General features: G+C 34.4%; 26 protein-coding genes, 1 pseudogene and 1 riboswitch. Of the genes and pseudogenes, 18 read left to right on the top strand and 9 right to left on the bottom strand.

Features of this window, described 5'->3' with window-relative positions; genetic code table 11:
* Nucleotides 1–9 precede the first annotated feature (9 nt).
* On the bottom strand, nucleotides 10–537 hold the full coding sequence (locus tag CJF12_RS19430) for a GNAT family N-acetyltransferase (RefSeq protein WP_034687066.1): 528 nt from the start codon (nucleotides 535–537) through the stop codon (nucleotides 10–12).
* Nucleotides 537–1067 carry a GNAT family N-acetyltransferase gene (locus tag CJF12_RS19435; RefSeq protein ID WP_034687064.1) on the bottom strand — a complete coding sequence of 177 codons (531 nt, stop codon included), beginning with the start codon at nucleotides 1065–1067 and terminating at the stop codon, nucleotides 537–539. Before CJF12_RS19435 ends, CJF12_RS19430 begins: the two co-directional genes overlap by 1 nt.
* Before the next feature lie 157 nt (nucleotides 1068–1224).
* On the opposite strand from CJF12_RS19435, the gene gldB reads away from it, so the two are divergent.
* From gldB to CJF12_RS19480, 9 genes and pseudogenes are all read left to right on the top strand, one after another.
* Nucleotides 1225–2211: a gliding motility lipoprotein GldB gene (gene gldB, locus CJF12_RS19440; protein ID WP_034687062.1), complete on the top strand. Its 987-nt coding sequence runs from the start codon at nucleotides 1225–1227 to the stop codon at nucleotides 2209–2211.
* Between the two features lie 181 nt (nucleotides 2212–2392).
* Complete coding sequence (gene gldC, locus CJF12_RS19445) at nucleotides 2393–2719, top strand: gliding motility protein GldC (protein WP_034687059.1); 327 nt, start codon at nucleotides 2393–2395, stop codon at nucleotides 2717–2719.
* 94 nt (nucleotides 2720–2813) lie between these two features.
* Nucleotides 2814–3953, top strand: coding sequence for a cystathionine gamma-synthase (locus tag CJF12_RS19450; protein WP_034687056.1), 1140 nt, complete (start codon nucleotides 2814–2816; stop codon nucleotides 3951–3953).
* 23 nt (nucleotides 3954–3976) lie between these two features.
* Nucleotides 3977–4456: a nuclear transport factor 2 family protein gene (locus CJF12_RS19455; protein ID WP_034687054.1), complete on the top strand. Its 480-nt coding sequence runs from the start codon at nucleotides 3977–3979 to the stop codon at nucleotides 4454–4456.
* An 11-nt stretch (nucleotides 4457–4467) separates the two neighbouring features.
* Nucleotides 4468–4920: a GNAT family N-acetyltransferase gene (locus CJF12_RS19460; RefSeq protein WP_034687052.1), complete on the top strand. Its 453-nt coding sequence runs from the start codon at nucleotides 4468–4470 to the stop codon at nucleotides 4918–4920.
* 109 nt (nucleotides 4921–5029) lie between these two features.
* On the top strand, nucleotides 5030–5536 hold the full coding sequence (locus CJF12_RS19465; RefSeq protein ID WP_034687050.1) for a DinB family protein: 507 nt from the start codon (nucleotides 5030–5032) through the stop codon (nucleotides 5534–5536).
* A gap of 225 nt (nucleotides 5537–5761) precedes the next feature.
* A pseudogene (gene tnpA / locus CJF12_RS19470) lies at nucleotides 5762–6183 on the top strand (IS200/IS605 family transposase).
* A gap of 277 nt (nucleotides 6184–6460) precedes the next feature.
* A complete protein-coding gene (locus CJF12_RS19475; RefSeq protein WP_034687048.1) occupies nucleotides 6461–7009 on the top strand; it encodes an L-threonylcarbamoyladenylate synthase in 549 nt (182 codons plus the stop codon).
* Nucleotides 7010–7149: 140 nt separating this feature from the next.
* Nucleotides 7150–8568, top strand: coding sequence for a CCA tRNA nucleotidyltransferase (locus CJF12_RS19480; RefSeq protein ID WP_034687045.1), 1419 nt, complete (start codon nucleotides 7150–7152; stop codon nucleotides 8566–8568).
* 162 nt (nucleotides 8569–8730) lie between these two features.
* Here the strand turns inward: CJF12_RS19480 and CJF12_RS19485 are convergent, their stop codons facing one another.
* The 3 genes from CJF12_RS19485 to CJF12_RS19495 form a co-directional block, all read right to left on the bottom strand.
* Complete coding sequence (locus tag CJF12_RS19485; protein ID WP_034687043.1) at nucleotides 8731–9771, bottom strand: YncE family protein; 1041 nt, start codon at nucleotides 9769–9771, stop codon at nucleotides 8731–8733.
* An 11-nt stretch (nucleotides 9772–9782) separates the two neighbouring features.
* Complete coding sequence (locus tag CJF12_RS19490) at nucleotides 9783–11630, bottom strand: TonB-dependent receptor plug domain-containing protein (protein ID WP_051887377.1); 1848 nt, start codon at nucleotides 11628–11630, stop codon at nucleotides 9783–9785.
* A gap of 32 nt (nucleotides 11631–11662) precedes the next feature.
* Nucleotides 11663–11839: riboswitch (cobalamin riboswitch) on the bottom strand.
* Nucleotides 11840–12164: 325 nt separating this feature from the next.
* A complete protein-coding gene (locus tag CJF12_RS19495; RefSeq protein WP_034687041.1) occupies nucleotides 12165–12647 on the bottom strand; it encodes a cytidine deaminase in 483 nt (160 codons plus the stop codon).
* A 102-nt stretch (nucleotides 12648–12749) separates the two neighbouring features.
* On the opposite strand from CJF12_RS19495, the gene namA reads away from it, so the two are divergent.
* The 4 genes from namA to CJF12_RS19515 all read left to right on the top strand — a co-directional run bounded on the left by namA (nucleotide 12750) and on the right by CJF12_RS19515 (nucleotide 15904).
* Complete coding sequence (namA, locus tag CJF12_RS19500) at nucleotides 12750–13802, top strand: NADPH dehydrogenase NamA (RefSeq protein WP_034687037.1); 1053 nt, start codon at nucleotides 12750–12752, stop codon at nucleotides 13800–13802.
* A 26-nt stretch (nucleotides 13803–13828) separates the two neighbouring features.
* Nucleotides 13829–14119: a DUF2752 domain-containing protein gene (locus tag CJF12_RS19505; RefSeq protein ID WP_034687034.1), complete on the top strand. Its 291-nt coding sequence runs from the start codon at nucleotides 13829–13831 to the stop codon at nucleotides 14117–14119.
* A 10-nt stretch (nucleotides 14120–14129) separates the two neighbouring features.
* Entirely contained in the window at nucleotides 14130–14450 is a 321-nt protein-coding gene (locus CJF12_RS19510; protein ID WP_034687031.1) for a CCC motif membrane protein, read from the top strand.
* Between the two features lie 116 nt (nucleotides 14451–14566).
* Entirely contained in the window at nucleotides 14567–15904 is a 1338-nt protein-coding gene (locus CJF12_RS19515; RefSeq protein WP_095591034.1) for an IS1182 family transposase, read from the top strand.
* Between the two features lie 183 nt (nucleotides 15905–16087).
* On the opposite strand, the gene CJF12_RS20055 is transcribed toward CJF12_RS19515, so the two are convergent.
* The 4 genes from CJF12_RS20055 to CJF12_RS19535 form a co-directional block, all read right to left on the bottom strand.
* Entirely contained in the window at nucleotides 16088–16240 is a 153-nt protein-coding gene (locus tag CJF12_RS20055) for a bacteriocin-like protein (RefSeq protein ID WP_165569122.1), read from the bottom strand.
* A 251-nt stretch (nucleotides 16241–16491) separates the two neighbouring features.
* Nucleotides 16492–18294, bottom strand: a complete 1803-nt coding sequence (locus tag CJF12_RS19525) for an endonuclease (protein WP_051887345.1) — start codon at nucleotides 18292–18294, stop codon at nucleotides 16492–16494.
* 200 nt (nucleotides 18295–18494) lie between these two features.
* Nucleotides 18495–19025 (bottom strand): DUF4136 domain-containing protein, encoded by a 531-nt coding sequence (locus CJF12_RS19530; protein WP_034686130.1) that lies wholly within the window; start codon nucleotides 19023–19025, stop codon nucleotides 18495–18497.
* A 1-nt stretch (nucleotide 19026) separates the two neighbouring features.
* Entirely contained in the window at nucleotides 19027–19209 is a 183-nt protein-coding gene (locus CJF12_RS19535; RefSeq protein ID WP_034686132.1) for a DUF5522 domain-containing protein, read from the bottom strand.
* A gap of 37 nt (nucleotides 19210–19246) precedes the next feature.
* Here CJF12_RS19535 and CJF12_RS19540 point away from each other — a divergent pair, with 37 nt between their 5' ends.
* The 5 genes from CJF12_RS19540 to CJF12_RS19560 all read left to right on the top strand — a co-directional run bounded on the left by CJF12_RS19540 (nucleotide 19247) and on the right by CJF12_RS19560 (nucleotide 24471).
* Nucleotides 19247–19591 (top strand): hypothetical protein, encoded by a 345-nt coding sequence (locus CJF12_RS19540; protein ID WP_034686134.1) that lies wholly within the window; start codon nucleotides 19247–19249, stop codon nucleotides 19589–19591.
* A 56-nt stretch (nucleotides 19592–19647) separates the two neighbouring features.
* Entirely contained in the window at nucleotides 19648–20556 is a 909-nt protein-coding gene (locus CJF12_RS19545; RefSeq protein WP_034686137.1) for a 1-aminocyclopropane-1-carboxylate deaminase/D-cysteine desulfhydrase, read from the top strand.
* Between the two features lie 14 nt (nucleotides 20557–20570).
* Nucleotides 20571–21623 carry a glucosaminidase domain-containing protein gene (locus tag CJF12_RS19550; RefSeq protein WP_034686139.1) on the top strand — a complete coding sequence of 351 codons (1053 nt, stop codon included), beginning with the start codon at nucleotides 20571–20573 and terminating at the stop codon, nucleotides 21621–21623.
* A 54-nt stretch (nucleotides 21624–21677) separates the two neighbouring features.
* A complete protein-coding gene (gene hemL, locus CJF12_RS19555; protein WP_034686140.1) occupies nucleotides 21678–22961 on the top strand; it encodes a glutamate-1-semialdehyde 2,1-aminomutase in 1284 nt (427 codons plus the stop codon).
* Nucleotides 22962–23133: 172 nt separating this feature from the next.
* On the top strand, nucleotides 23134–24471 hold the full coding sequence (locus tag CJF12_RS19560) for an amidohydrolase (protein ID WP_034686142.1): 1338 nt from the start codon (nucleotides 23134–23136) through the stop codon (nucleotides 24469–24471).
* Nucleotides 24472–24503 lie beyond the last annotated feature (32 nt).

The raw sequence follows: 24503 nt of genomic DNA on the forward strand, positions 1-24503 counted from the left end.
TTTATATTTTTATTCAATTCCAAATTCTTTAGGGTATTCTACTACACCTTTAATATTTTTTAATCCATCTTGGATCAGTTCTATAGCCATCCCATTCTCTTCGGGAAGATCAAAAGGAAAATATATGCCAAAATCACTGGTTTTAACATACCCAAACTTAGGATAATAATTTTCGTGACCGATTAAAATAACCGATTGATATCCCAATTCTTTTGCAACCGTATGGCCGTGATTGATTAACTGACTTCCGATTCCTTTACCCTGATATTCCGGTTGTACAGAAACCGGGGCCAAAGCTAAGGATGTAAAGGTTTCTAAACCATTTTTAATATTAAGTTTTGTAAATAAAATATGGCCAACAACTTCATCATTGATCTCTGCAACAATTGATAACTCCGGAATGAAAGCTTCAGATTTCCTTAGCTTTTCCAATAAAAATTGTTCCTGATGGTCACTGTGTTCAGCATCTTTAAATGCCTGTTCCACAACTTTGAAAACTTGTGGATAATCCGTTTCACGTTCTTGTCTTAAAATCATTATTTTGAATCGTATTTTTCACGTTTTAATTCATACCAGAAGCACAGTCCGTCCGGTTCTTCAAATTCTCCTGTTTTTTCAAATCCTAATTTCCTCAGAATATGATTGGAACCGTCATTTTCACAATGAGCACATGCATAAATAGTTTTTGCATGGAGATCATTAAATCCGAAATCCAGAGAAGCCTTTGCAGACTCTACGGCATAACCCTTGCCCCAAAATTCAGGAATGAAGCGATAGCCTAATTCGTATACATTTTTATAGCCATTTATTTCTTTTGTGAGTAGTTTTAATCCACTCCAGCCAATTAATAATCCACTTTCCTTCTCAACAACCGCAAGTCTACCAAGCCCATTATCTTTATATTGCTGCTGAATCATTTTGATCATTTTTTCAGATTCTTTGATATCTTTTGCTGGAGGACTACCTACATATTTGACTACTTCGGGGTTAGAATCGAGAAGAAAAAGCCGTTCAGTATCATTCTCGTCCAGTTCTCTTAAAATTAATCTTTCAGTTTCCAGTTGCATGAGTAGTTTTTTTAAGTTAATATATTCTAAAAAACAGAAATAGCCTGAGATAATGAAAAAGTAAACATATTGTAACAAACAAGCGTTTATTTTATTTTTCATTATAACATTATGTTTAAATCCGTATTTTCGTACACTTAAATTTCATGTAAAAATAATGAAGATTTTTAGAACTATTGCGCTTTCTTCAATTTTAGTTTTGGGTCTGTATTCTTGTAAAAAAGAATCTCAGAACCCTTGGAAAATTGAATTGAAAGAACCCGTAGAAAAAATTGAGCTGACTGATATTTCCAAACAATTTTATGATCAGGCTATTCCTTTAAGCCAGTTTAAAACTGAATTTCCATGGTTTCAGGGAACAGTTTCTGATTCAGATTTCGCAAAAAGAAGAACAGATACTGAGGAAATAAAGATCTATAAGGAAGCGATTTCTAAGATAGATGGGCAAAAGCTTCAAAAAGAGCTTCAAGAGTTATTTGCACGCATCAAGTATTATTTTCCTAAATTCAAAAGACCCAAAGTATATTTATTTTCATCTGCCTTACAGATGATCCAGGATCCTATTTTTTATGATGAGAAAGGGAATCTTTTATTTATCGATATAACAGGATTTATGGGGGATAAAAATCCTAATTATAAGGGATTGGAATTGTATTTTCAAAAATCGATGAATCCTAATAATATTGTTCCTAAAGTGTCCAGGATGTTTGCAGAGAACATTGTTCCTTTTTCTGCAGATCATCAAAAGTTTATTGATCAGCTGATGTTTAATGGAAAAGTGATGATTCTTCAGGATGCATTTTTACCTGATACTCCGGATTATCTGAAAATAAATTATACGAAACAACAGTATGACTGGGCAGCAGCTAATGAGGCCAATATCTGGAATTATTTTGTTGAAAGTAATTTGATATTTGGTGATGATCCAAGATTGGTAGAACGATTTATTGCTCCCGGACCGTTTTCTAAATTCTACACAGAAATCGATAATGAATCTTCTCCCCAGATAGGAATTTTTACTGGATGGCAAGTGTGTAAAAAATATCTGCAAGAGAAGCCTGAAAAAAAGCTTACTGATTTCCTGAAAATGGATGCTACGGAAATTTTTAACCAGTCTGGTTATAAGCCGAGTGTAACAAAATAGATGTTCCTTCAACTTATATAGGACCTTCTGCATTTGCAAAAGGTCTTTTTTGTTGTATACATTTTAATGTAAGAGGTTTGGAAAATTTAACCTTCATATTCCATTTCCTGACGAAGATAACTTCGTAGAAATTTTAGATAAGCTCAAGAAGTATTAACTTTGTGAAAAATTTAAAATTGATATGAGAAAGACTCAGATAACGATAGACGTTGAATTAGATGAAAACCATATTCCGGAAACCATTACGTGGAATGCTCAGGATGGAGGAATTGAAAAAGAAGAAACTAAGGCAACGATGATTTCTGTTTGGGATGAAAAAGCAATGGAGGCTTTAAGAATCGATCTTTGGACGAAAGAAATGCCGGTTGATCAGATGAAAATGTTTATTCACCAGATCTTGGTTTCGTTAGGAAATACCTATCAGAGAGCAACAGGAGAAGAAGACGTGGCACAATGGATCGAGCAAATGGCAGAAGAATTTGCTGTAAAATCTGCAATAAAAATGTAATAAAATAATATAACAATGTATCAGTATAACAATGTAACAATTAAAAAACATTGGTAAACTGATACATTGTTATATTGGTAAATTATAAAATATTATGAATTTTAATACGAAAGTTATACATGGCGGACAACATCATGAGTCCGCAACAGGTTCTGTAAATGTTCCGGTATTTTTAACATCTACTTTTGCACAAAAAAGTCCGGGCGTACACTCCGGATACGAATATTCAAGAGCTGCTAACCCTACAAGACAAGCGTTGGAAGACTCGTTGGCAAGTATTGAAAACGGAGCAAGAGGGCTTGCTTTCGGTTCAGGTCTTGCTGCCATCGATTGTGTTTTAAAATTATTAAACCCGGGTGATGAGGTGATTGCTGTAGATGATCTTTACGGAGGTACTTACAGAATGTTTACCAGACTTTTCGAAAAATATCAGCTGAAATTTACGTTTGTTAACTTTGATGATGTTTCAAAAATTGCTGATGTTATTACTGATAAAACAAAGCTGATTTGGGTAGAAACACCAACAAACCCATTGATGAAACTGGTTGATATTAAGGCTGTTGTTGATATTGCTAAAGGAAAAGATATTTTAGTAGCAGTAGATAATACTTTTGCTACACCTTATATCCAAAGACCGATCGATTTAGGAGCTGATATCGTTATGCATTCTGCTACAAAATACCTGGGAGGACATTCTGATGTTATTGCAGGTGCACTTGTTGCTAAAGATGCCGAATTAGGAGAAAAACTTCACTTTATACAATTTGCTAGTGGTGGTATTTTAGGACCACATGACTCTTATCTAGTATTAAGAGGAATCAAAACATTAGCATTGAGAATGCAAAGACATTCTGATAATGGTCTTGCCGTTGCAAAATATCTTGAAACTCATCCGGCTGTTGATAAAGTGATCTATCCAGGATTGGAATCTCATCCACAATATGAATTGGCAAAATCTCAAATGAAGGAATCGGGAGGAATGGTTTCATTTACTTTTAAATCTGGAAAAAAAGAAGATGCCATTAAGTTCTTAGAAAAAGTAAAAGTTTTCACATTGGCAGAATCTTTAGGTGGGGTAGAATCTTTAGCGAATCATCCTGCTTTGATGACTCATGCTTCTATTCCTGCTGAAAAACGTGCTGAACTAGGAATTACCGATGATTTGGTTCGTTTAAGTGTTGGAATTGAAGACGCAGAAGATCTTATCGCAGATCTGGAAAGAGCATTTTCTTAATTCAGATTAATAAATATAAAATAATGAGAAGGGCTAGCATTATATTTTTCCTGGGCATTTTTAGTCAGACGTTGTATTCACAGGTTAAAACGACGGATGAATTGTACCAGACAGCTAAAAAGCTGGACAGCCTGGTTTTCAATGAAGGATTTAATAAATGTGATCCTTCTCATTATAATACAATTATAAGCAATGACCTCGAATTCTATCATGATGTTGGAGGAATTACAAACGGGAAAGAAGCTTTTGTTGCCTCAATAAAAAACAATATTTGTAGTGTTCCCGGAAAAGTTAAACGGGAATTGGTTCCCGGAAGTATGAAAATATATCCTTTGTACAAGGATAAAGTTTTGTATGGATTCATTCAGGAAGGAGATCATGAATTTTTTCATCATAACAATGGAAAATGGGAAAAATCCGGACGTGCAAAATTTACCCATCTATGGATTTCAGAAGACCAACAATGGAAGCTTAAAAGGGTACTGAGTTTTGATCACCATTAAGTATATATTGAATGAAAAAAACAAGAAAAGCAACCGTTCAGGATTTGTCACAGCTATCTAAACTGTTTGACCAATACAGGATTTTTTATCATAAAGAATCCGATATTCCAGGCGCCGAAAGTTTCTTGAAAGACAGGCTTGAACATAAAGATTCTGAAATTTTTGTTGCAGAAGAAAATGAACAATTGACAGGTTTTGTACAATTGTATCCAATTTTTTCATCCACAAGAATGAAAAGATACTGGTTACTGAATGATTTGTACGTTAATAAGAATCATAGAGGAAAAGGTTATTCTAAAGAACTCATTGAAGAATCTAAAGAATTATGTAAATCCTCAAAAGCTTGTGGGCTTTTGCTGGAAACAGGGAAAAGTAACGATATAGGAAATCAGCTATATCCAGCCAGCGGTTTTGAATTATATGATTCCGCTAACTTCTATGAATGGACCAACCCAGAACAATAATCATAAGTAATGAGTAATAAGTGACAAGTAATTATATCGATTGATTATTTTCATTACCCATTACCCATTACCCATTACCCATTACTAATACTAATAGCATACTCATCACATGACAGATTTTCAAAAATACATCCAAAGATATCTGGATCTTATCCCATCCGAAAACTGGTTGGAAGAACTCAATAGATCAGGAGAAAAAACGATAGATGTTTTTTCTAAATTAACAGAAGGACAATCTCACTTTGCTTATGCAGAAGGAAAATGGACCTTGAAAGAAATGTTACTGCACTTATCAGATACAGAAAGAGTTTTTCAATACAGGGTTTTAGCCGTTGCAAGAGGCGAAAAAAAAGACCTTCCAGGCTTTGATGAAAATGATTATGCCAATAATTCTTTTGCCAATGAAAGGAGTTTACAATCCTTGATTGAGGAGTATAAAATTGTGAGAAAATCCTCTAAAATGTTATTGGAAAGCCTTCATCCAACTGCTTTAGCCACTATAGGAAATGCAAATGGAAATGAGATTTCAGTTGAAACAATAGGAAAGCTTATTGTAGGGCATAATTATCATCATCTGAACATTATTGATGAAAGGTATTTGCCGAATTTAAAATAATAGATCATTGTATTTTTTCAGAATACAGACAGATATAAGAACGGGCTTTTAGCCCGTTTTTTTATAGGTTTTGGCTAAAGCCAAATTGGATTTGATTTTAAAAGAATTGAATCCTTAAATAGTAGCCTTTGTATGTTGTACTATTCAACTAACACAAATATTATCAATAGAGATGGGCTTTAGCCAAAACCTATTATAAAATTTTTTATTTTTGATAAAAATACAATGTCATTTATCAATATTTACATTCATCTCATATTCTCCACGAAGAATAGAGTTCCTTATTTGAACAGTTTAGACTTAAGAATAAAGGTATGGAAGCATATAAAAGAAAATGCCTCTGAAAAAGGTATTTATCTGGATATGGTTAATGGCTATTCGGATCACTGCCATTGTTTAATTTCTTTAGGTTCCGGACAAAATATTGAGAAAATAGTACAATTAATAAAAGGCGAATCTTCCTATTGGATTAATAGAAATAAGCTAACCATAGAAAATTTGCATGGCAGGATGAGTATTTTGCAGTTTCTGTTTCAGAATCAAAAATTGATGTGGTTAGAAATTATATAAAAGACCAGGAAAGCCATCACACGAGAAAAAGTTTTACAGAAGAATATCAGAAATTTATTGAAAAATATAATTTTTAAGGGCTAAGTTTTGGCTAAAGCCAAATTTGATTTGATTTTAAAAGAGTAAACGGGCTATAGCCCGTTCCTATTGAATAGCTAGTTTACCCTTTCATATTTTATACCATTCAATTCAATGGCTATCAATAGAGATGGGCTTTAGCCCATCTGCACAAGGTTAAATGCCTATTGGCTTTAGCCAAAACCTACAATAAAATTCCTATTTTTGCAAGAGACAAACATAATCAAAAGGCAATGACCAATTTTTTTCATGTTTCTATTCATCTAAAAAATTAAAATGGAAAACATCATCAATATATTAAAATCAGGAGGGACGATTCTTTATCCTACAGATACTATTTGGGGGATAGGTTGTGATGCAACTAATATAGAGGCAGTCAATAAAATCTTTGACATTAAGAAGCGGGAAAAGAACAAATCTATGATCATTCTGGTAGAGTCAGAAAAAAGGCTCCAGGATTTGGTTGATGTACCTGAAATGGCCTGGGAAATTATTGATCTCAGTGAGAAACCTGTAACCATTGTTTATGAAAACCCCAAAGGTTTGCCAAAAGAATTGTTAGCTGAAGATGGGAGCATTGGAATCCGTTTGGTAAAAAACGATTTCTGTAAAAAGCTTATCTCAAAATTAAATAAACCTCTAGTTTCTACTTCGGCTAATTTTAGCGGTGATAAAAGCCCATTAAAATTTTCAGATATTTCTTCTGAGATCATTAATTTAGTTGATTATGCTGTAGAAGAAGACCGTGAAAAAGTTTCAAAATACTCAGGTTCTTCCGTTATAAAAATATGGAGTGATAACAGAATAAAAGTACTTAGGGAATAAAAAACAAGATTTTAATTATCTTTGCAAAATCATTTAACCATTAGGAGATTGAGAAGGATGAGGGTTGTTTAAGTAATATTTAAATTTAAACGGCTTCTTTACTATTTGATTTCCTAGTGGTTTTACATTAAATAATAAATATGTTCATCAATCTTAGTCAAAATAAAAATCTAAAACTTTTCAAAATAATTTCTGAGGTGGCCTCAAGAAATAATCAATCAGTATACATTGTGGGCGGATATGTTCGGGATTTGCTGATGAAGAGAAAAGCGTCTACGGATATTGATTTTGTTACTGAACAGAGTGGGATTGAATTAGCACAAAGTGTAGCCCGGGAAATTGATCCTAAATTAAAAGTTTCCGTTTTTAAAACTTATGGAACGGCAATGATTAAATACAAAGATCTTGAGCTTGAATTTGTAGGAGCAAGAAAAGAGAGTTATACTGAAAACAGCAGAAAGCCTGAAGTAGAGGGAGGAACTTTGGAAGATGATCAGAAGAGGAGAGACTTTACGATTAATGCAATGGCTATTTCTTTGAATAAGGATAATTTTGGAGAACTTATTGACCCTTTTAACGGGGTTGAAGATCTGGAAAATAAAATACTGAGAACACCATTAGAGCCTGCTCAGACCTATTCTGATGATCCTTTGAGAATGATGAGAGCGGTTCGTTTTGCTTCTACCTTACAATTTACCATAGAAGAGAATTCATTATCTGCAATCAATCAGGAAGCTGAACGAATCAAAATTGTTTCCATGGAAAGAATTATGGTAGAGTTTAATAAGATAATGCTTTCGGAAAAGCCATCTATAGGATTAAGACTATTGGAACAAACAGGACTTTTACACTATATTATTCCTGAATTAATTGAGCTGAAAGGAGTAGAAGAGGTAGAAGGGCAGACTCATAAAGATAACTTTTACCATACTTTAGAAGTGGTCGATAATATTTCAATCCATACTGATAAGCTTTGGTTGCGTTGGGCTGCGTTGCTTCATGATATAGGAAAAGCACCAACCAAAAAATTTGTAGAAGGAACAGGATGGACATTCCACGGACATGAATTTTTAGGTTCAAAAATGGCCAAAACACTTTTTCAGAGACTAAAGTTGCCGTTAGGCCCCGATTTGAAATATGTACAAAAAATGGTAAAGCTTTCATCGCGTCCGATTGCATTAATTACGGATGATGCTTCAGATTCTGCGCTAAGAAGACTTTTGTTTGATGCTGGAGAAGATATGGAGGATCTGTTTACGCTTTGTAAAGCTGATATTACGACAAAAAACTCTAAAAAGCAGGAGAAATTCAAAAGGAATTTTGAATACGTTGCAGTAAAGATAAAAGAGGTTGAAGAGAAAGATCATGTCAGAAATTTCCAACCTCCTATCTCTGGGGAAGAAATCATGGGAATGTTTAATCTTAAACCAGGGCGGGAAATTGGAATTTTAAAAGAGAAAGTAAAAGAAGCTATCCTAGAAGGTGAAATTTTAAATGACCATGAAGAAGCCCGTAAGTTTGTCATTGCTGAAGCAGAGAAACTGGGGTTAGGAATCTGAGCTGAATAAAAATAAAAAAATCAATGAGAGATCGGGAATAATTTTTCCGGTCTCTTTTTTTTAATACAATTAAAAAAAGAAATCCGGGCTGCCCCAAAGGGCAGCCCGGAAAAAAACACAAATGATGAAAAAAAATATATAATATACCGAAGTATATGTTTCTTAGTTTAAATAAACGCCATTAGTTCCTTTACCTGTTGTGAAGGACTTAATTTTAGTTCCTAAAGTGTTATAAACAGTAACTTCACTATCTTCAGTAAAGCCTTTAACGTCAGATGTGAAAATTTTACCATCTACAACGCTGAATCCATACAATGTATAAAACTGACCACCATCTACTGCCGTAATAATAGGCGCTGTAGGAACTGTCGTAGTATTCATATCCATTGAATATACTTTATTGGCTGAAGAGAAGAAATATTTTCCGCCTTCAATCTGAAGATTCGTAGCATTGGCAATACCTGTTAGTTTTGTCGTTTTGGTAATATTTCCTGTACCTGAAATCTGGTAGATGTAAGAATCTGTAGTTGTTGAAGCAATAACATAGACATTTGAGTTGTAGGAAATTGTTCTGTTAATATTTCCGTTGGGTAATGTTATTGTAGACTGTACTGTATTACTGGAAGTATTGATGTATGTAATTTTATTTCCAAAACCAAAGCTTGCATTCTGAATAAAAATATTTCCTCCTGCTTCTACAATTCTTTCAACATTCTCTGTGAAAGCTATTTTTTTTACAAACGATAAATCCGAAGTTTTATAGATACTTAGATATTTTGCTGCTTGGTATTGATCATTGGTTACATAAACATTATTATTAGCAACAGCAATATAACGGGGATAATTAATCTGATTGGTAATTTCGCCTACACTTTTAAAAGTATAGCGGTTAACTACCTGGATTTTATTTGAATTGTTTAATAACAAATAAGCTTTATCTCCACTGAATGCAGCAGCTTGTAGAACATCTCCTAGCTGGCTTCCATTATTATTTTTAGAAAAAATATTGTTTTGGCTAAAAGTTAAATCTCTGGAAACAAAAGTTACCTCGGCATTAGGTTTTCCATAATTCCCTTCATTGGTAATTAGAAACCCATTTTCATATGTAATTTCGGGAAGAGTGAAACTACTGTCGGTACTACACGAAATATTGAATAATAATACGGTGGCAAATAAAAGCTGTAAAAGTCTAGTTATTTTCATGTTATTTTTTATTAAAAATTTATAGTGGCAGAAATACTGTAGTTGCGTTTAGGCATCGGATAAAACGATACAGTCTCGTAAACAGTATTGGTTAAATTATTGACTTTAAATCCTAAAGTGTATTTTTTGAGAAGTGTTGCTGAAACTCCTGTATTTAAAACAAAATACGGATCCAATGCATCTTCTCTTTTTTCATCTGTTGTGGTATATGTAATTCCGTTAAACATTCCCTGAACGTAGAATTTTAAGAAGGTATATTGATAATCAAAATTTCCAAAAACTTTATGAAGAGGGACATACATCATTTGCTTTTTGGTTTCTTTATTGATAGATTTAGCAAAGGTGTATCCAATATTAAATCTCAAATGATGGTCATTAAATTTTTTATCGAAAGTAATTTGTGATTCCACACCATACGATTCAACTTTGTTGATATTAACCGGAGACCAATATCCATATGCCGTAGGAAGCCAGACAATATTATCGGTTATACTCATGTAATAAGGGCTTACTGTTAGTTTAAAAGCGTTCAGTTTGAATTCATGGTCCATATCCATCTGATAAGATTTTTCCGGCCTTAGATTAAGGTTTCCTCCAGGATTCCAATATAAGTCATTGAAAGTAGGAAATCTGAAATTTTTGGATGCGTTCAATCCTATGCTATACCAGGATAAAGGATTCCATTTCCCTGATAATGAATAAAGAACAGGTGAGCTGATATCTTCAACGAAATCTTTTTTTACTCCTGCCTCAAAACGTAAATTTTTTGTGGGGAAATAGCGAAGAAGTCCTGCTAAAGAGCCTACATTTCTGCTTACATTTCCAATGCTCTCTGTATTTTCTGCTGAGGTTCTGGGCTGATATCCTTCTCCTTTATTTACCTGAAATTCTGTAATAACATTCAGATTAAGTTTAGGGAGAATGAAATAATTAAAATCATTTTTGAATATATAGTTTTTTCCTGTCGATCCACTTGTTTTTGGAGTATTATAAATTCCAAAATATTGAAAATTTTCTTCAGTATAAGCTGCTTTTAAACTATTGGATAGCTTCCCTTTATTAATGTCCCAGGAAATTAAACTTCTGATACTTTGTGTTTCATACTTTGTTTTATTCCCATTCTCTGTAAAAATAGGATAGTTTTGTGACGAATCAAAAAACTGACTTTGCCATGAAATTGTCTGATGTTGAGCTATTTTATAAGAAGCGCCAAGATTAAAAGTAGTGTTATAATATCTGCCGTTTCTGTTCAGGTAGTTCTTTTCTTCAACCTCATAATCATTTTGACTATTGATATGGTTTCCTGAAACTTTGAAGCTGAACTTATCATTACTGTATGCCGCTTGTGCAAAATTAATAAAGGTACTAAAAGAGGCTACTTCAGAATATAGAGAGGCCTTAAGGCCTTTATTAAAACTTAAATCATTATTTAAATGGATGCTTCCGCCAATCGCACCACTTCCATAGATAACACTTCCACCACCGGCTTTTACTTCCATCTGGTCATATCCGAATAAAGGCATATTATTAATATCACCCTGTCCTAAAAAATTAGAATTGATATTAATTCCGTTCCAGACAAAAGCGGTCTGCTGTGCACTCGTCCCCCTAAATGAGGGAGAAGAGACCATTCCACGCCCATTTTCTTTAATATAAACGGAAGACTGAAAGCGTAATACTTCAGATAAGTTGGAAGAGTTCTTTTGAATATCACTTGGAGTAAGTGTATTGACCTTATGAAACAGTTTTACCCGATTCATTTGGTTGTCAAAAATATAAACGGTATCAATTGCTTTCTCTTGTCCTAAACAAAGAAGATAAGCAGATGACGATAAAAGTAGTATTAAAGTTTTTTTCATACTATTTTACTTTTCCTCCGAAAGCAATATATTTTTGAGTTATCATTTTGGCAGGTCTCCTGACTTTCACTTTTCTATACCTTCCCGTTTTCACAGTGGTTTGTTATAGAAATAATTATTGCGATTTACAGTTGCGGGGACAGTTTGGGATTTTCACCCAATTCCCTATTATTTTCAATAGCTTGAAAACCAAAGTTTTGCAAAGATAAGTTTTTAAAAAGAACCAGCAATTTATTGTTAAAATTAAACAAGATAATCTCATGCGAAATAATGAAGACATTGGTATACAGGATTATTTTGAAAGCATCCAAGACTTCCACATATAGAGAATAAGTGTCTACGTAACCTGCCAGAATATATGACAAAACCCGTATGGATGGTTTTATTAAACAGAGTAGATGAACGTCCTTTTAATAAAGGAAGAACAGTTTCTAATTTTAATTTAAGAGATTTCTCACTTTGTTCGAAATGACAAAAACCTGTTGAACTCCTCATTTACAAATTGGCGATTTTGCGGTTTTACCTTTTTACAGATTATAAAAAGGTACCGTCAAAATAAAAAGGCATTAAATCCTTAATTGAATGTACTTTCACTACCTCTCCATTCATACTTGAAAAATAAAGATCGATATTTTCATGTTGTTTTGTTTCGTATTCCATCAAGCTTTGTCTGCATGCTCCACAAGGTGGAATAGGAGGTGTTTTTTCAGAACGTTCTTTGGGACCACCTACAATAAAGATTTTTTTAATTTTTTGATCCGGAAAGTTGGCGGCTACCCAAAATATGGTTGTTCTTTCAGCACAAAGTCCTGATGGGAAAGCTGCATTTTCCTGATTATTTCCGGAGAATATTTCTCCGTTTTCAAGTAAAATAGAACAGCCAACCAAAAACTGAGAATAGGGGGCATAGGCATTTTCACGAGCCTGTTTTGCTTTTTCGAACAGTTTTTTTTCTATATCGTTCAGTTCGCTACTATTTTTAAAATATTCATAGCCGATCTGTATGTCTTTTTTCATATATTGAAGCCTAAAAAGGGGGGATAAAATTACTTCTTTTTCACCACGTGAGCAAGTAGATTCTATTTCTTCGTTTGATATTAAAATATAAAACAAATCAAGATGTTATATACTCCGATACAATTCAGAAATGTAGAGCTTAAAAACAGATGGGTAATGTCCCCTATGTGTATGTATTCCTGTGAAAACGGACTGGCGAATGATTTTCATTTTGTACACTATGGAAGCAGGTCACAAGGCGGTACAGGTTTAATTATGGTTGAAGCAACAGGTGTGGAGCCACGTGGCAGAATCACGAATAAGTGTATGGGAATCTGGAATGATGAACAAGCAGAAAAACTGGAAAAGATAGTAAAGTTTGTTCATTCCAATTCGGAAAGTAAAATTGGAATTCAATTGGCCCATGCCGGAAGAAAAGGGTCTACCTGGAATAATATTCAGATTCCGGTGGAAGAGGGGTGGGAGACCATTGCTCCGAGCCCTATACCTTATCATCCTACGGAAAGGATTCCACAGGTATTGACGATTGAGGATATTAAAGCACAGATTCAGAATTTTAAGAAGGCAGCTAAAAGGGCTGTAAAGGCAGGTTTTGATATCATTGAAATCCATGGTGCACACGGGTATTTAGTCCATCAGTTTTTGTCACCTCTATCAAACATACGGACAGATGAGTATGGGGGAAGCTTTGAAAATAGAATTAGGTTTTTACTCGAGATTGTAGATGCGGTGAATGAAGAGCTCAATGAAAATGTAGCTTTGTTTGTGAGAATATCAGGAACCGAATATGCTGAGAATGGCTGGAATATTGAAGACAGTGTAGCACTGGCAAAAATACTTAAAGATCATGCAGTGGATTTGGTTGATGTTTCCAGTGGCGGAAATATCCACGGTGCAAAAATTCCTGTGTTTGATGGTTATCAGGTTCCGTTCTCCTCACAGGTAAAGAAGGAAGCTGTAGTAAAAACCGGAGCTGTAGGTCTGATTACTCAAGTAGAACAGGCCGAAGATATTTTAGAAAAAGGGGATGCAGATCTGATATTTATTGCCAGAGAAATTTTAAGAAATCCATATATTGCTGTTCAAGGCTCTTTTGAGATGGGAGAAAATTGCTTTTTCCCACATCAGTATCTGCGAGCGAAAATTTCTTCTTAATTTTAGAGAATAAAATAAAAGGAAAAATGAAAATTGAAGACTTTATGTTGCCTTGCCCAAGCAAGAAGTTCCTAGGAATAGAATGTTTCGGCTGTGGAACCCAAAGGGCTATTGTCTTGGTTTTTGAAGGAAAATTTTCAGAGGCATTTCATATGTTTCCTGCGGTTTATACTTTATTACTTTTTTTATGTACCGTGGGGCTGAATTTTATTGACAGAAAAAGAAATTATGGAAATGTTATCATTTTTTTAGCAATTCTTAATTCAGTTATCATGGTGGTTTCCTATTTTTACAAACACTTTTATTTAACAACTTAACAAAATAACTATGAATCAGAAATTACCAAACGCAACAACAGTATTAGTATTAGGGATCGTTGCTATTTTAGGCAGCTGCTGCTGTAACGGAATTGTAGGTGTCATTTGCGGATTAATCGGAATGAACCTTTATAATAAAGACAATGCCTTGTATCAAAAAGACCCAAGTCTTTATATAGATTATAATAATTTGAAGACAGGAAGAATATTATGTATTATAGGTCTTGTTATTGGGGTTTTAAGTTTAATCTATATGGTTTATGTGCTTTCAACCGGAGGTTGGGATGCCTATATGGAACAAATTGAGCAGATAAAAAATATGGGTAAATAAAAACCTATATTACAAATAACTATAAAAAATGAGGCTGTCTCAAAAGAGATAGCCTTTTTTATGCAAAAAGGAAAGCTTTCGCTTTCCTAATAGTTGCAAATTGATTAATTTGCATTGTGTTAAGTACGTCAAAAGTAGTCTTTAAAGATTACACCCCCAAAGAAAATCTGCTTTTTCCTCCCAATTTATCGGAGTTGATTGATGAGCGACATCCTGTGAAAATTGTTTCAAACATTATTGATGGCTTGGATATCAAAAGCTTAATTAAAACCTACAAACCTGGCGGAACATCTTGCTACCACCCAAAAATGCTTTTGAAAGTTTTGATTTATGGCTATTTAAGCAATATCTATTCAAGCCGCAAAATGGAGCAGGCCTTGAAAGAAAACATCCATTTTATGTGGCTCTCTGCAATGAGCCGTCCCGATCATAACACCTTAAACAGGTTCCGTAGTGAACGATTGAAAGGTGAGATTAAAGCTATTTTCACACAAATTGTTCTTCTTTTGGAAAAGGAAGGTTTGGTAAGTCTGAAAACCACTTTTGTAGATGGCACCAAGATAGAAGCCAATGCCAATCGCTATACTTTTGTTTGGGGAAGAGCTGTCAAAAAACACAAAGAAAGGATTGCAGAGCAATTAGAAGAGCTTTGGAACTATGCAGAAACAGTTGCCAAAGACGAGCTTGAAAATACAGAAAGTATTGATTTTAAAGAAGTAGATTCTGAAAAAGTAACTCAAACCATCGAAAAGATCAATGAAGTTTTGAAAGATAAAAAAGTAGCTTCAAAAGTTCGTCAGAAACTGAATTATGCTAAGAAAAACTGGGCAGATAATTTAGAGAAATATAAAAAACAGCAAGAATTATTAGAAGATAGAAATTCCTATTCCAAAACCGATACAGACGCTACTTTTATGCGAATGAAGGAGGATCATATGCGAAACGGACAACTAAAACCCGCTTACAATCTACAAATTTCTACCCATAGACAATTCATTTTACATTATTCAATTCACCCCAACCCAACAGACACCAAAACATTAGCGACTCATTTACTGGGTTTTGAAGAAAGCTATCATAAAGCTCCCAAAGAGCTTGTTGCTGATGCTGGTTATGGCTCAGAAGAAAATTACAACTTGTTAAAATCTAAGAAAATAAAAGCTTATGTTAAATATAATTACTTCAGAAAAGATCAGAAATCGGGACAAATAACCACTTCACAAAACAATCCTAAATTGGCAAAAATCAGAGAAAAGGTTTTCAAACTTCTTAATACCAGCAAGGGCATCAAACTCAGAAAACAAAGATGCCATGATGTTGAACCTGTTTTTGCAGAGCTCAAACACAACAAAAATTTTAAACGATTCATGCTTCGGGGAAAAAATAAAGTCGAGGTAGAAATCGGCATACTCGCAATTGCCCACAATCTAAAGAAAATGTCAAAAGCAGCCTAAAACAGACTGCTTTTTTGACTTATATCTTCTTTTTTCCAAGATATTTTTTTTATTCAAAATATCGAAATCTTTTTTCAATGAAATACTAAAAAGAGACTGTCCTTTTGAGACAGCCTCTTATTTTCTTTTCATCAATACCCTCTATTTATTTATGATATCTAGGAGGTAAAGATGAGAAATTCATTAAGCCGGACAAGCAGGGTAACCGCCATTAGGACATCTTGAAGAGCAATCCCTGATAACATATCCTCCACCAGGAAGGTAGCATACTCCTTGATCGCCTCCGCCTTTAATCGTTTTTAAATTTTCTTTACTGAGTTTGATTAAATTTTTCATAATAAATAATTGTTTTTGTGTGATAATTTGTGTCATACAATGTCACACTATATTTTTGTTTACACAATTATTTAACAAACTTTAACTCGGAATAATGTTTTGATTTTTAGTGTTATATGAGGCTTTTTTCTAAGTTAAACTAACTGGAGTAGCATTAATTCCGGGGTCTTATCGATAAGTTTTGGTATAAAAGAAATAAAAAGCGGGTTCAATATTGAACCCGCTTTTTATGTTTACTAAATTGAAACTATTTATTTTACAATAAACTTCAGAGTCGACTGATCCAATTTTAAAATATAAACTCCTTGCTCAAGGTTTTTAATTTTGATTGAGTTCCTGGTATTTTTAAAAGGACTATCAATTGTTTGCATTACTTTTCCTTGTAGGTTATAAATTTCAGCTTTTTTGATATTTTGAGTTTCCCCCTTTACATAGATTTCCTGATTGGAGATTGGGTTAGGATAAATCTGTAAATCCGATGATTCTGTTTTCTGATCTGATTCAATGCTCTTACTTTGTTTTCCAGTGGATGAATAACAGGTCCAGCTTAGATTGTCAAGAGCAACTCTGTTGCTTGATGAGTTGTTTTCGAGTGTCACAATCACATTTCCAGAAACATTGATGTTGCTTATGGTGGTTGTCTCAGCAATTGCACTGTAAGGAATTGTTCCTACTTGCGTACCATTCACTAAAACATTAAATGTTCCGTTGCTACCACTGAATTTTAATTGTGTTGTTACTGTTAAAGATCCAATACCATTAGCTGATGTACTTGATTTTAAAGAACCGTTTCTCACAGTAATTGCTTTATTGGAGATGGTTTGGTCAGTTCTTGCGTCTGTAGCTGTCCAGGTAATTCCACTGTTGGTCCATGTTCTTGTAGAATAGCTTGATGAACTGCCTGTAGGAATGGTTTCAAAATTTTCATTAACACAATCTGTTGACGGGTTAGTGGTTCCACCAGCTTCAGTCGTTGCAGAGACAGTTGAGCTGTTTGAAGAAGTATTTTCTGCTGCATCCTTAGCAACCACATAGAAATTATAGGTTGTAGAAGCAGTTAATCCAGACACAGTCGTAGAAGTTGAGCTAACGTTAGTTTTTAGACTTCCGTTCATATAAACATCATAAGAAGATACGCCAACATTGTCTGTGGAAGCATTCCAAGAAAGTGAAACACTGTTAGAAGTTTTTCCTGATACGGTAAGACCTGTAACGGTAGTGGGAGCCTGGGTATCTGTTGATGGTTGTTGAGATCCCCAGATTTGATTGACATATGCAGGATTGTCAATGAATGGGTTTCTGTTTCCCTGATACGTATATGAGGCATTATTTCTGGTGATTTCAGCCGGCGAAACAGGATCCTGATTATGCCATGCCAAAAGAACATTAAGTTCCCAGGTCTGTAATCCTGGATAAGCTGTGCTTCCCAGCATATTCCCTGAGGAGAATGTGGAAAGTTGGCTTTCGTAGCGGGTTACGAAATAGAAGATCATACGTGCCACATCGCCTTTAAATTCATCGATAGGTTCAAAAACAGTTCCGGCATATCCTGAGGAAGTTGAATTTCCTAATTTAGAACCATTTTGAGAAGTATAAGTAGATGAGCCTACTTTTCCGTAAGGATAATTGGATCTCATTCCATTCACTTTTCCGTCAGTGGCTCTGATAAAATGGATGTCAGAAACCATAGGAGCATTCTTATTAAATAAACTTTGAGGAACAATATGCTCACGGTTATAGCAATTCCCTTCTACAGAGTAAGTACCACACTGATTGGTACCTGGAGTATAATTATAGGGATCTGCACCATTAGGTTTTTCAGAATAGATATCCATGATAGAACCGTCATTTTCATAGTCTTTATCAATGTCTGTCGTTTTAAAGGCAGTCCACAACCCATTATATCCCTTGTCCTGATGACCATTTGTAATGATTGTACTTAATGCGCTTTTCAAAGGAGCGCCTGTTAATCCATTGGCAGAAGAGTAGTATCCTGCGGGAGCCTGAGCTTTAGCAAAGCCTGCTAAAACAAGAAATAAGATAATTTTTTTCATATTAAATAAATTTCGGTAAGATTACTACATTTTTATGAAATGAAAAATTACATTATTGTTAATTTTGAATGCAACGCATTATGTTCTGGGAATCAGTGTTTTTGATGTTTTTCTAAACTTCGATTAGCTTTTCTTAAATGAAAAAGCCAATACATTTTTGTATTGGCTTTTTACCATATTATTGTTTAAATACAATCGTATTATTTTCTCTGTGGAGGATAATTTTTCATAATTTCCGCCATGATTTCCGGGATTTGTCTTTGTTTAGCTCTTGGAGAGTCTACGGAGATTCCGCTTCCGATACCCTGCCAAACTAATTTATTACTTTTTGTATCGATAAGATCAACGATAATAGCGCCTTCATTATAATTGCTGGTCCAGGTTCTGTTCATTCCAAGCCCCCATCCGAAAGGACCACCCCATCCCCACATTCCCATTCCAGGGTTCATGCTGTTGATGTCTGTTATTTTTTTGTGATTAGCTTTTACGTTAACGATTAAGTCCGGATTTTCACCCGATGAAAGACCTTTGCTTTTCAATTGTCTTGACAATTCATTCAAAACTCTGTCTTTATCAATATCATTCAGCTTTAAATCATCAATTCTTATTTTATATGTTTTATAAGAAGTGAAGTTACCGGTTTCAGCATAGTCAGATCGTACCTGAAAAGGACTACAAGAAGTTAAGCCCAAAGTAGCCACGGCTAACAAAATAAAAATATATTTTTTCATTTTATTTATTTTTTTTATCGTTTTTAATGAATGTATCAGTCTTTTTATCGTATCCGTAAGGACAATGTTTACAGCCACTCTTACAGCAATATCCTCGTTTCAGGTGAAACTTTTCTGTGAAAACCTTGTACCCTTGTTCATTATAGTAAAAGTCTTCATGTTCTTTGATGTCAAAATGAGCCATAAGTTAAATCTTGATCAAAAACTTTATATTTGTTATTATGATAATTGTGTGCCAAAAACCATTAAAAAAATTAAAAATTAATGGCATCGCTCTTTTTCCCTTTATCTTCATAAGGAAACCCGAAGATAAGGAAAATAATGTATTGATCAATCACGAAAAAATTCACTTGAGACAACAGCTGGAATTGCTGATTATTTTCTTCTATATTTTTTATGTAATTGAATACTACTATCTGCTTTTCAAACTAAAAGATGGCTATCTGGCGTATAAAAGTATTTCATTTGAAAGAGAGGCATATGCGATGGAAAACAATCCTGATTATCTGAAAAAAAGAAAGTTCTGGGGATTCAGAAAATATCTAAGGTCAAACTTCAAAAAATAAAAGAGTTGTAGACTTTATTTCCCTGAGCTAATTAAAAATCTTTACGTTAATAATACATGATATTGCAAATTCCTTCTACATCTGTTCCTATCCAGGAAATTCCTATTCAAAAAAATGTGAAACTTTTCATAAAGCGAGAAGACCTTATCCATCCTCAAATTTCAGGGAATAAATTCTGGAAGCTTTTTTATAATATCAATAATTATTTAGAACAGAACTCTAAGAAACCTTATCTGATTACATTTGGAGGAGCCTACTCCAATCATATCTCTGCTGTTTCTGCAGTTGGAAAGCAGGCCGGAATTCCTACACTTGGCATTATCAGAGGAGAAGAGCTTGCCGATAAATGGAAATACAATCCTACTTTATTTTTTGCGTTTAAAAATGGAATGAACCTGAAGTTTGTAACCCGTGAAGAATACCGTAACAAAGAAAAGCTATCGGAGTTTTTACAACAAGAGTTTCCCAATGCTTTAGTAGTACCTGAAGGTGGAACCAATGAAGGTGCAGTAGAGGGGATAAAAATGATGCTCAATAATCAAACAAAAGATTTTGATTATCTTTGCACTGCAGTTGGAACCGGAGGGACAATCGCCGGAATTTCTAAATTTTGTGAAGAGAATCAGAAAGTTATAGGTTTTAAGGTGGTTGACGATGATTCTTTAGAAAATAAAATCTTTGGATTAACCTTAAAGAAGAATTTTAATCTAATAGATTCTAGTTTTGGAGGTTATGGTAAAATAAAGGATGAAAACATCCAGTTTATCAATGATTTTAAAGAGAATTATAATATTCCTTTGGAACCGATTTATACAGGAAAAATGATGCAGAAAGTTTTAGAACTGATCGATGAGGGGTACTTTCCTGAAAACAGCAAAATATTATGCTTTCATACTGGAGGATTACAAGGTATTGAAGGAGCAAATTTGCTTTTAGAAAAACAAAATAGAAAATTAATTATATAGTAAAATTGAAAAACATGAAAAGACTTTTCTTGCTTGTAAGCCTTTTAGTTTTATCAAAATTCTCGGCCCAGACCTGGGCTACTGAAGACCAATACATCCAAAGGTTCGCTCAATATGCAGTGGAAGAAATGGAAAAGTATAAAATTCCGGCTTCCATTACTCTTGCACAGGGGCTTTTAGAGACCGGAGGAGGACAAAGCAGATTGGCTCAGGAAGGTAAAAATCATTTCGGAATAAAGTGTAAAGAAGACTGGTCGGGTAAAACGATGAAGCATACGGATGATGCACCTAATGAATGTTTCAGGGTGTATGACGATCCCAGACAATCTTATGAAGACCACTCCATATTCTTATCTACAAGAAAGTATTACACCAATCTTTTTAATTTAGATATAAAAGATTACAGAGCCTGGGCTTATGGCCTTAAAAAAGCTGGATATGCCACCAACCCCCGTTATGCTTCTATACTGATTGGTAAAATTGAAAGATATAAATTGTATGAATTCGATAATACCAGTTCTAAAGAGGTTCTTTATGCGGTGTTAAGAATGTATCCGGATTTAAAAGATGACAGAGCCTTTATGGCAAGACTGGAACCTTCAAAAGCAGGTAAAAAAGAGCCTGTAACAGTAAGCGTACCTTATAAGCAGACATCTTATGCACAACAGCAGAAAAGAGTAGAGAGAATTAAAACCAAAGCTGAAATTCTCAATTCTATTTTAATAAAAAGTCATCCTAACGACGGTTTAAAGTATATTGTTATTCCTGAAGACACCGACGTAAAATATATCGCCAATAAATTCAAAGTAAGTGAAAGTAGACTGATTAAATGGAATGAATTGGAAGGTACAACCTTAAAGAAAAACGATATTGTCTTTCTTGAATCGAAAAACTCCAGTGGAAATACAGCAACTTATAAAGCTGAGCCAGGAGAGGGTATGCATGATATAGCTCAGAAATTTGGGATAAAATTACACAAGCTATATGCAAAAAACCGAATGGATGAAGGACAGCAATGCTCTGCAGGACAGTTAATTTATCTGATCGATAAAAAACCAAGAAATTAATAAAAACAAAAATATAAATAATGATGCGCCGTAAGGCGCATTTGTTTGAGTAATATGAGATACCAAAGAAGTTCAGCTTTATTTGATGAAGCTTATCAGTACATTCCGGGTGGTGTTAATTCACCTGTTCGGGCGTTTAAATCAGTAGGGGGAGTTCCTGTATTCATGAAATCAGCAAAAGGGGCTTATCTGACAGATGAAGATAACAATACCTATATTGATTATATCAATTCATGGGGGCCGGCTATTCTTGGACATACACATCCTGAGGTTTTAGAAGAATTAAAGTTGCAGGCAGAGAAAGGATTTTCTTTCGGAGCACCTACGGAGCTGGAAACTGAAATCGCAAAATTTATCGTAGAAAATGTACCCAATATTGATCAGATCAGAATGGTTTCTTCAGGTACGGAAGCTTGTATGAGCGCCATACGACTAGCAAGAGGATATACCGGCAGAGATAAGATTGTAAAATTTGAAGGATGTTATCATGGACATTCAGATTCTTTTTTGATCAAAGCAGGAAGTGGTGCAGCAACTTTTGGAAACCCAAATTCACCAGGGGTTACTCAGGGAACTGCGAAAGATACTCTTTTGGCGAGATATAATGATTTTGAGCAGGTTGAAGATTTATTCCGTCATAACCAGGGTGAGATTGCAGCAGTAATTATTGAACCAGTTGCAGGAAATATGGGGTGTGTTCTTCCTGAAAATAATTTCTTACAAAAACTAAGAAAGATTTGTGACGAAAATGGGGCTTTACTGATCTTTGATGAGGTGATGACAGGATTCAGATTAGCTTTTGGAGGTGCTCAGGAACTTTTTAATGTAAAAGCAGACTTGGTTACTTATGGAAAAGTAATCGGAGGAGGTTTGCCGGTAGGAGCTTTCGCAGGAAGAAATGAAATTATGGATTATTTGGCTCCTAAAGGAGGCGTATATCAGGCTGGAACATTAAGTGGAAATCCGCTAGCAATGAGAGCGGGATTAAAAACCCTTCAGCTGATTAAAAATGATCCGGCCTTCTTTGATAATATTAACAAAACAACTGAGACTTTGGATTTCGAAATTGGAAAAATTCTGAATGAAAAAGGAATTGCCCATAAAATCAACAGAAAGGGTTCTATGATGTCAGTTTTCTTTCATATCAACAGGGTTTCTAACTTTGATGAGGCACAGGAAGCGAATCATGCTTTATTTAATAATTTCTTTCATCAGATGTTGACGAATGGAATCTACCTTCCACCAAGTGGGTATGAAACTTATTTTATCAGCAACGCTATTAAAGATAAGGAAATTGATATGACACTAGAAGCTGTAAGAAAATTTGAATATTCTTAAACTTTAATCGATTATAAAATATAAATAGGATAGGGCTTGAAGTCTTATCCTATTTTTTTATTAGAAAAAAGGTTTGTTGTTGTACTTACCAAATAAATGATACAGATATTGTTATAAACGATACCCGGAGTTCTATTCTGTTCTTTTTAATTTTGTGGTAAATAGATAGGAAATGAAGACTTCAAACCATATATCACGTAAAGACTTTATCAGAAATTCAGCATTAGCGATGGCAGGATTAACTTTAACTTCGGGAACCTTAAGCGGGGCAAGCCTATTTTTCGACTATACAGGTTCTTTGATAAAAAATAAAATAAGTCTGAAAAATGTACGTCTGGAGACAGGTTTTATGTATGATGAAGGCGAAGTAGTATCAACGAAAACCGATTTGTTTTCTATCGAAATTGAAAATGGAAAGATAAAAACAATCAGTGCTAACCAACCTCATAATACAAAAGCCATTGATGCTAAAGGCTATCTGATGCTTCCTGCCTTTAAAGATATGCATATCCATTTGGATAAAACGTTTTATGGAGAAAAATGGCAGGCAGTAAAAAAAAGGACAGGTGGGGTAAAAGGGATGATTGAGTTGGAGCAGCAAATGCTTCCGGAAATGCTTAAGAATTCTACATTTAAAGCAGAGAAAATGATAGAATTGCTTCAATCCAAAGGAACTTCTTTTGCAAGAAGTCATGTCAATATTGAGCCTACTTCAAAACTGAACTCTTTAAAAAATCTACAAAAGGCATTAGAGAATAAAAAGGCAACTTTTGGAGCAGAATTGGTGGCATTTCCGCAGCATGGTGTCTTTTATACAGATTCGGTTCCTTACTTAAAAGAGGCAGCTCAGACAGATATTGATTTCATTGGGGGAGTCGATCCTTATACGATCGATGGTGCTATAGAGAAGACAATAGATTTTACAGTTCAGTTAGCTTTAGACCATAAAAAAGGAATTGATATCCACTTACATGAATCAGGAGAATCAGGATTGAAAACTGTTGAATATTTGATTAATAAAGTAAATGAAAATCCGACGTTGAAAGGGAACACGTATTTAAGCCATTGTTTTGTTCTTGGAAAATTAGATAAACCAAAGCAGGAAGAGATAGCGGAAAAACTGGCTGATGCACAAATAGGAATTGTTTCTACCATTCCGTTCGGAGGTCTCATTATGCCGATTCCAACCCTATACAAACATAATGTAACAGTTTTAACGGGTAATGATAGTATCGTTGACCATTGGAATACTTTTGGCTCAGGGAGTGTTTTGCAGAAAGCTAATCTAATGGCGCAATTGTATGGTTATTCAACAGAGTTTTTATTATCGCGTAGCTTGAGGCTTGCTACCGGAAATATCCTTCCATTGGATGATAAGGGAAATCAACAATGGCCCAGGACAGGAAATGATGCTAATTTAGTTTTTGTCAACGCTACCTGCTCTGCAGAAGCTGTATCAAGGATTTCTAAGGTAGAATCGCTTATTCATCAGGGAAATATTGTTTTTTGATAAAGAATATCACGGGCTCTCATGAAATTTAC

Source organism: Chryseobacterium piperi (assembly GCF_002285635.2).
GTDB classification, from domain to species: Bacteria; Bacteroidota; Bacteroidia; order Flavobacteriales; family Weeksellaceae; genus Chryseobacterium; species Chryseobacterium piperi.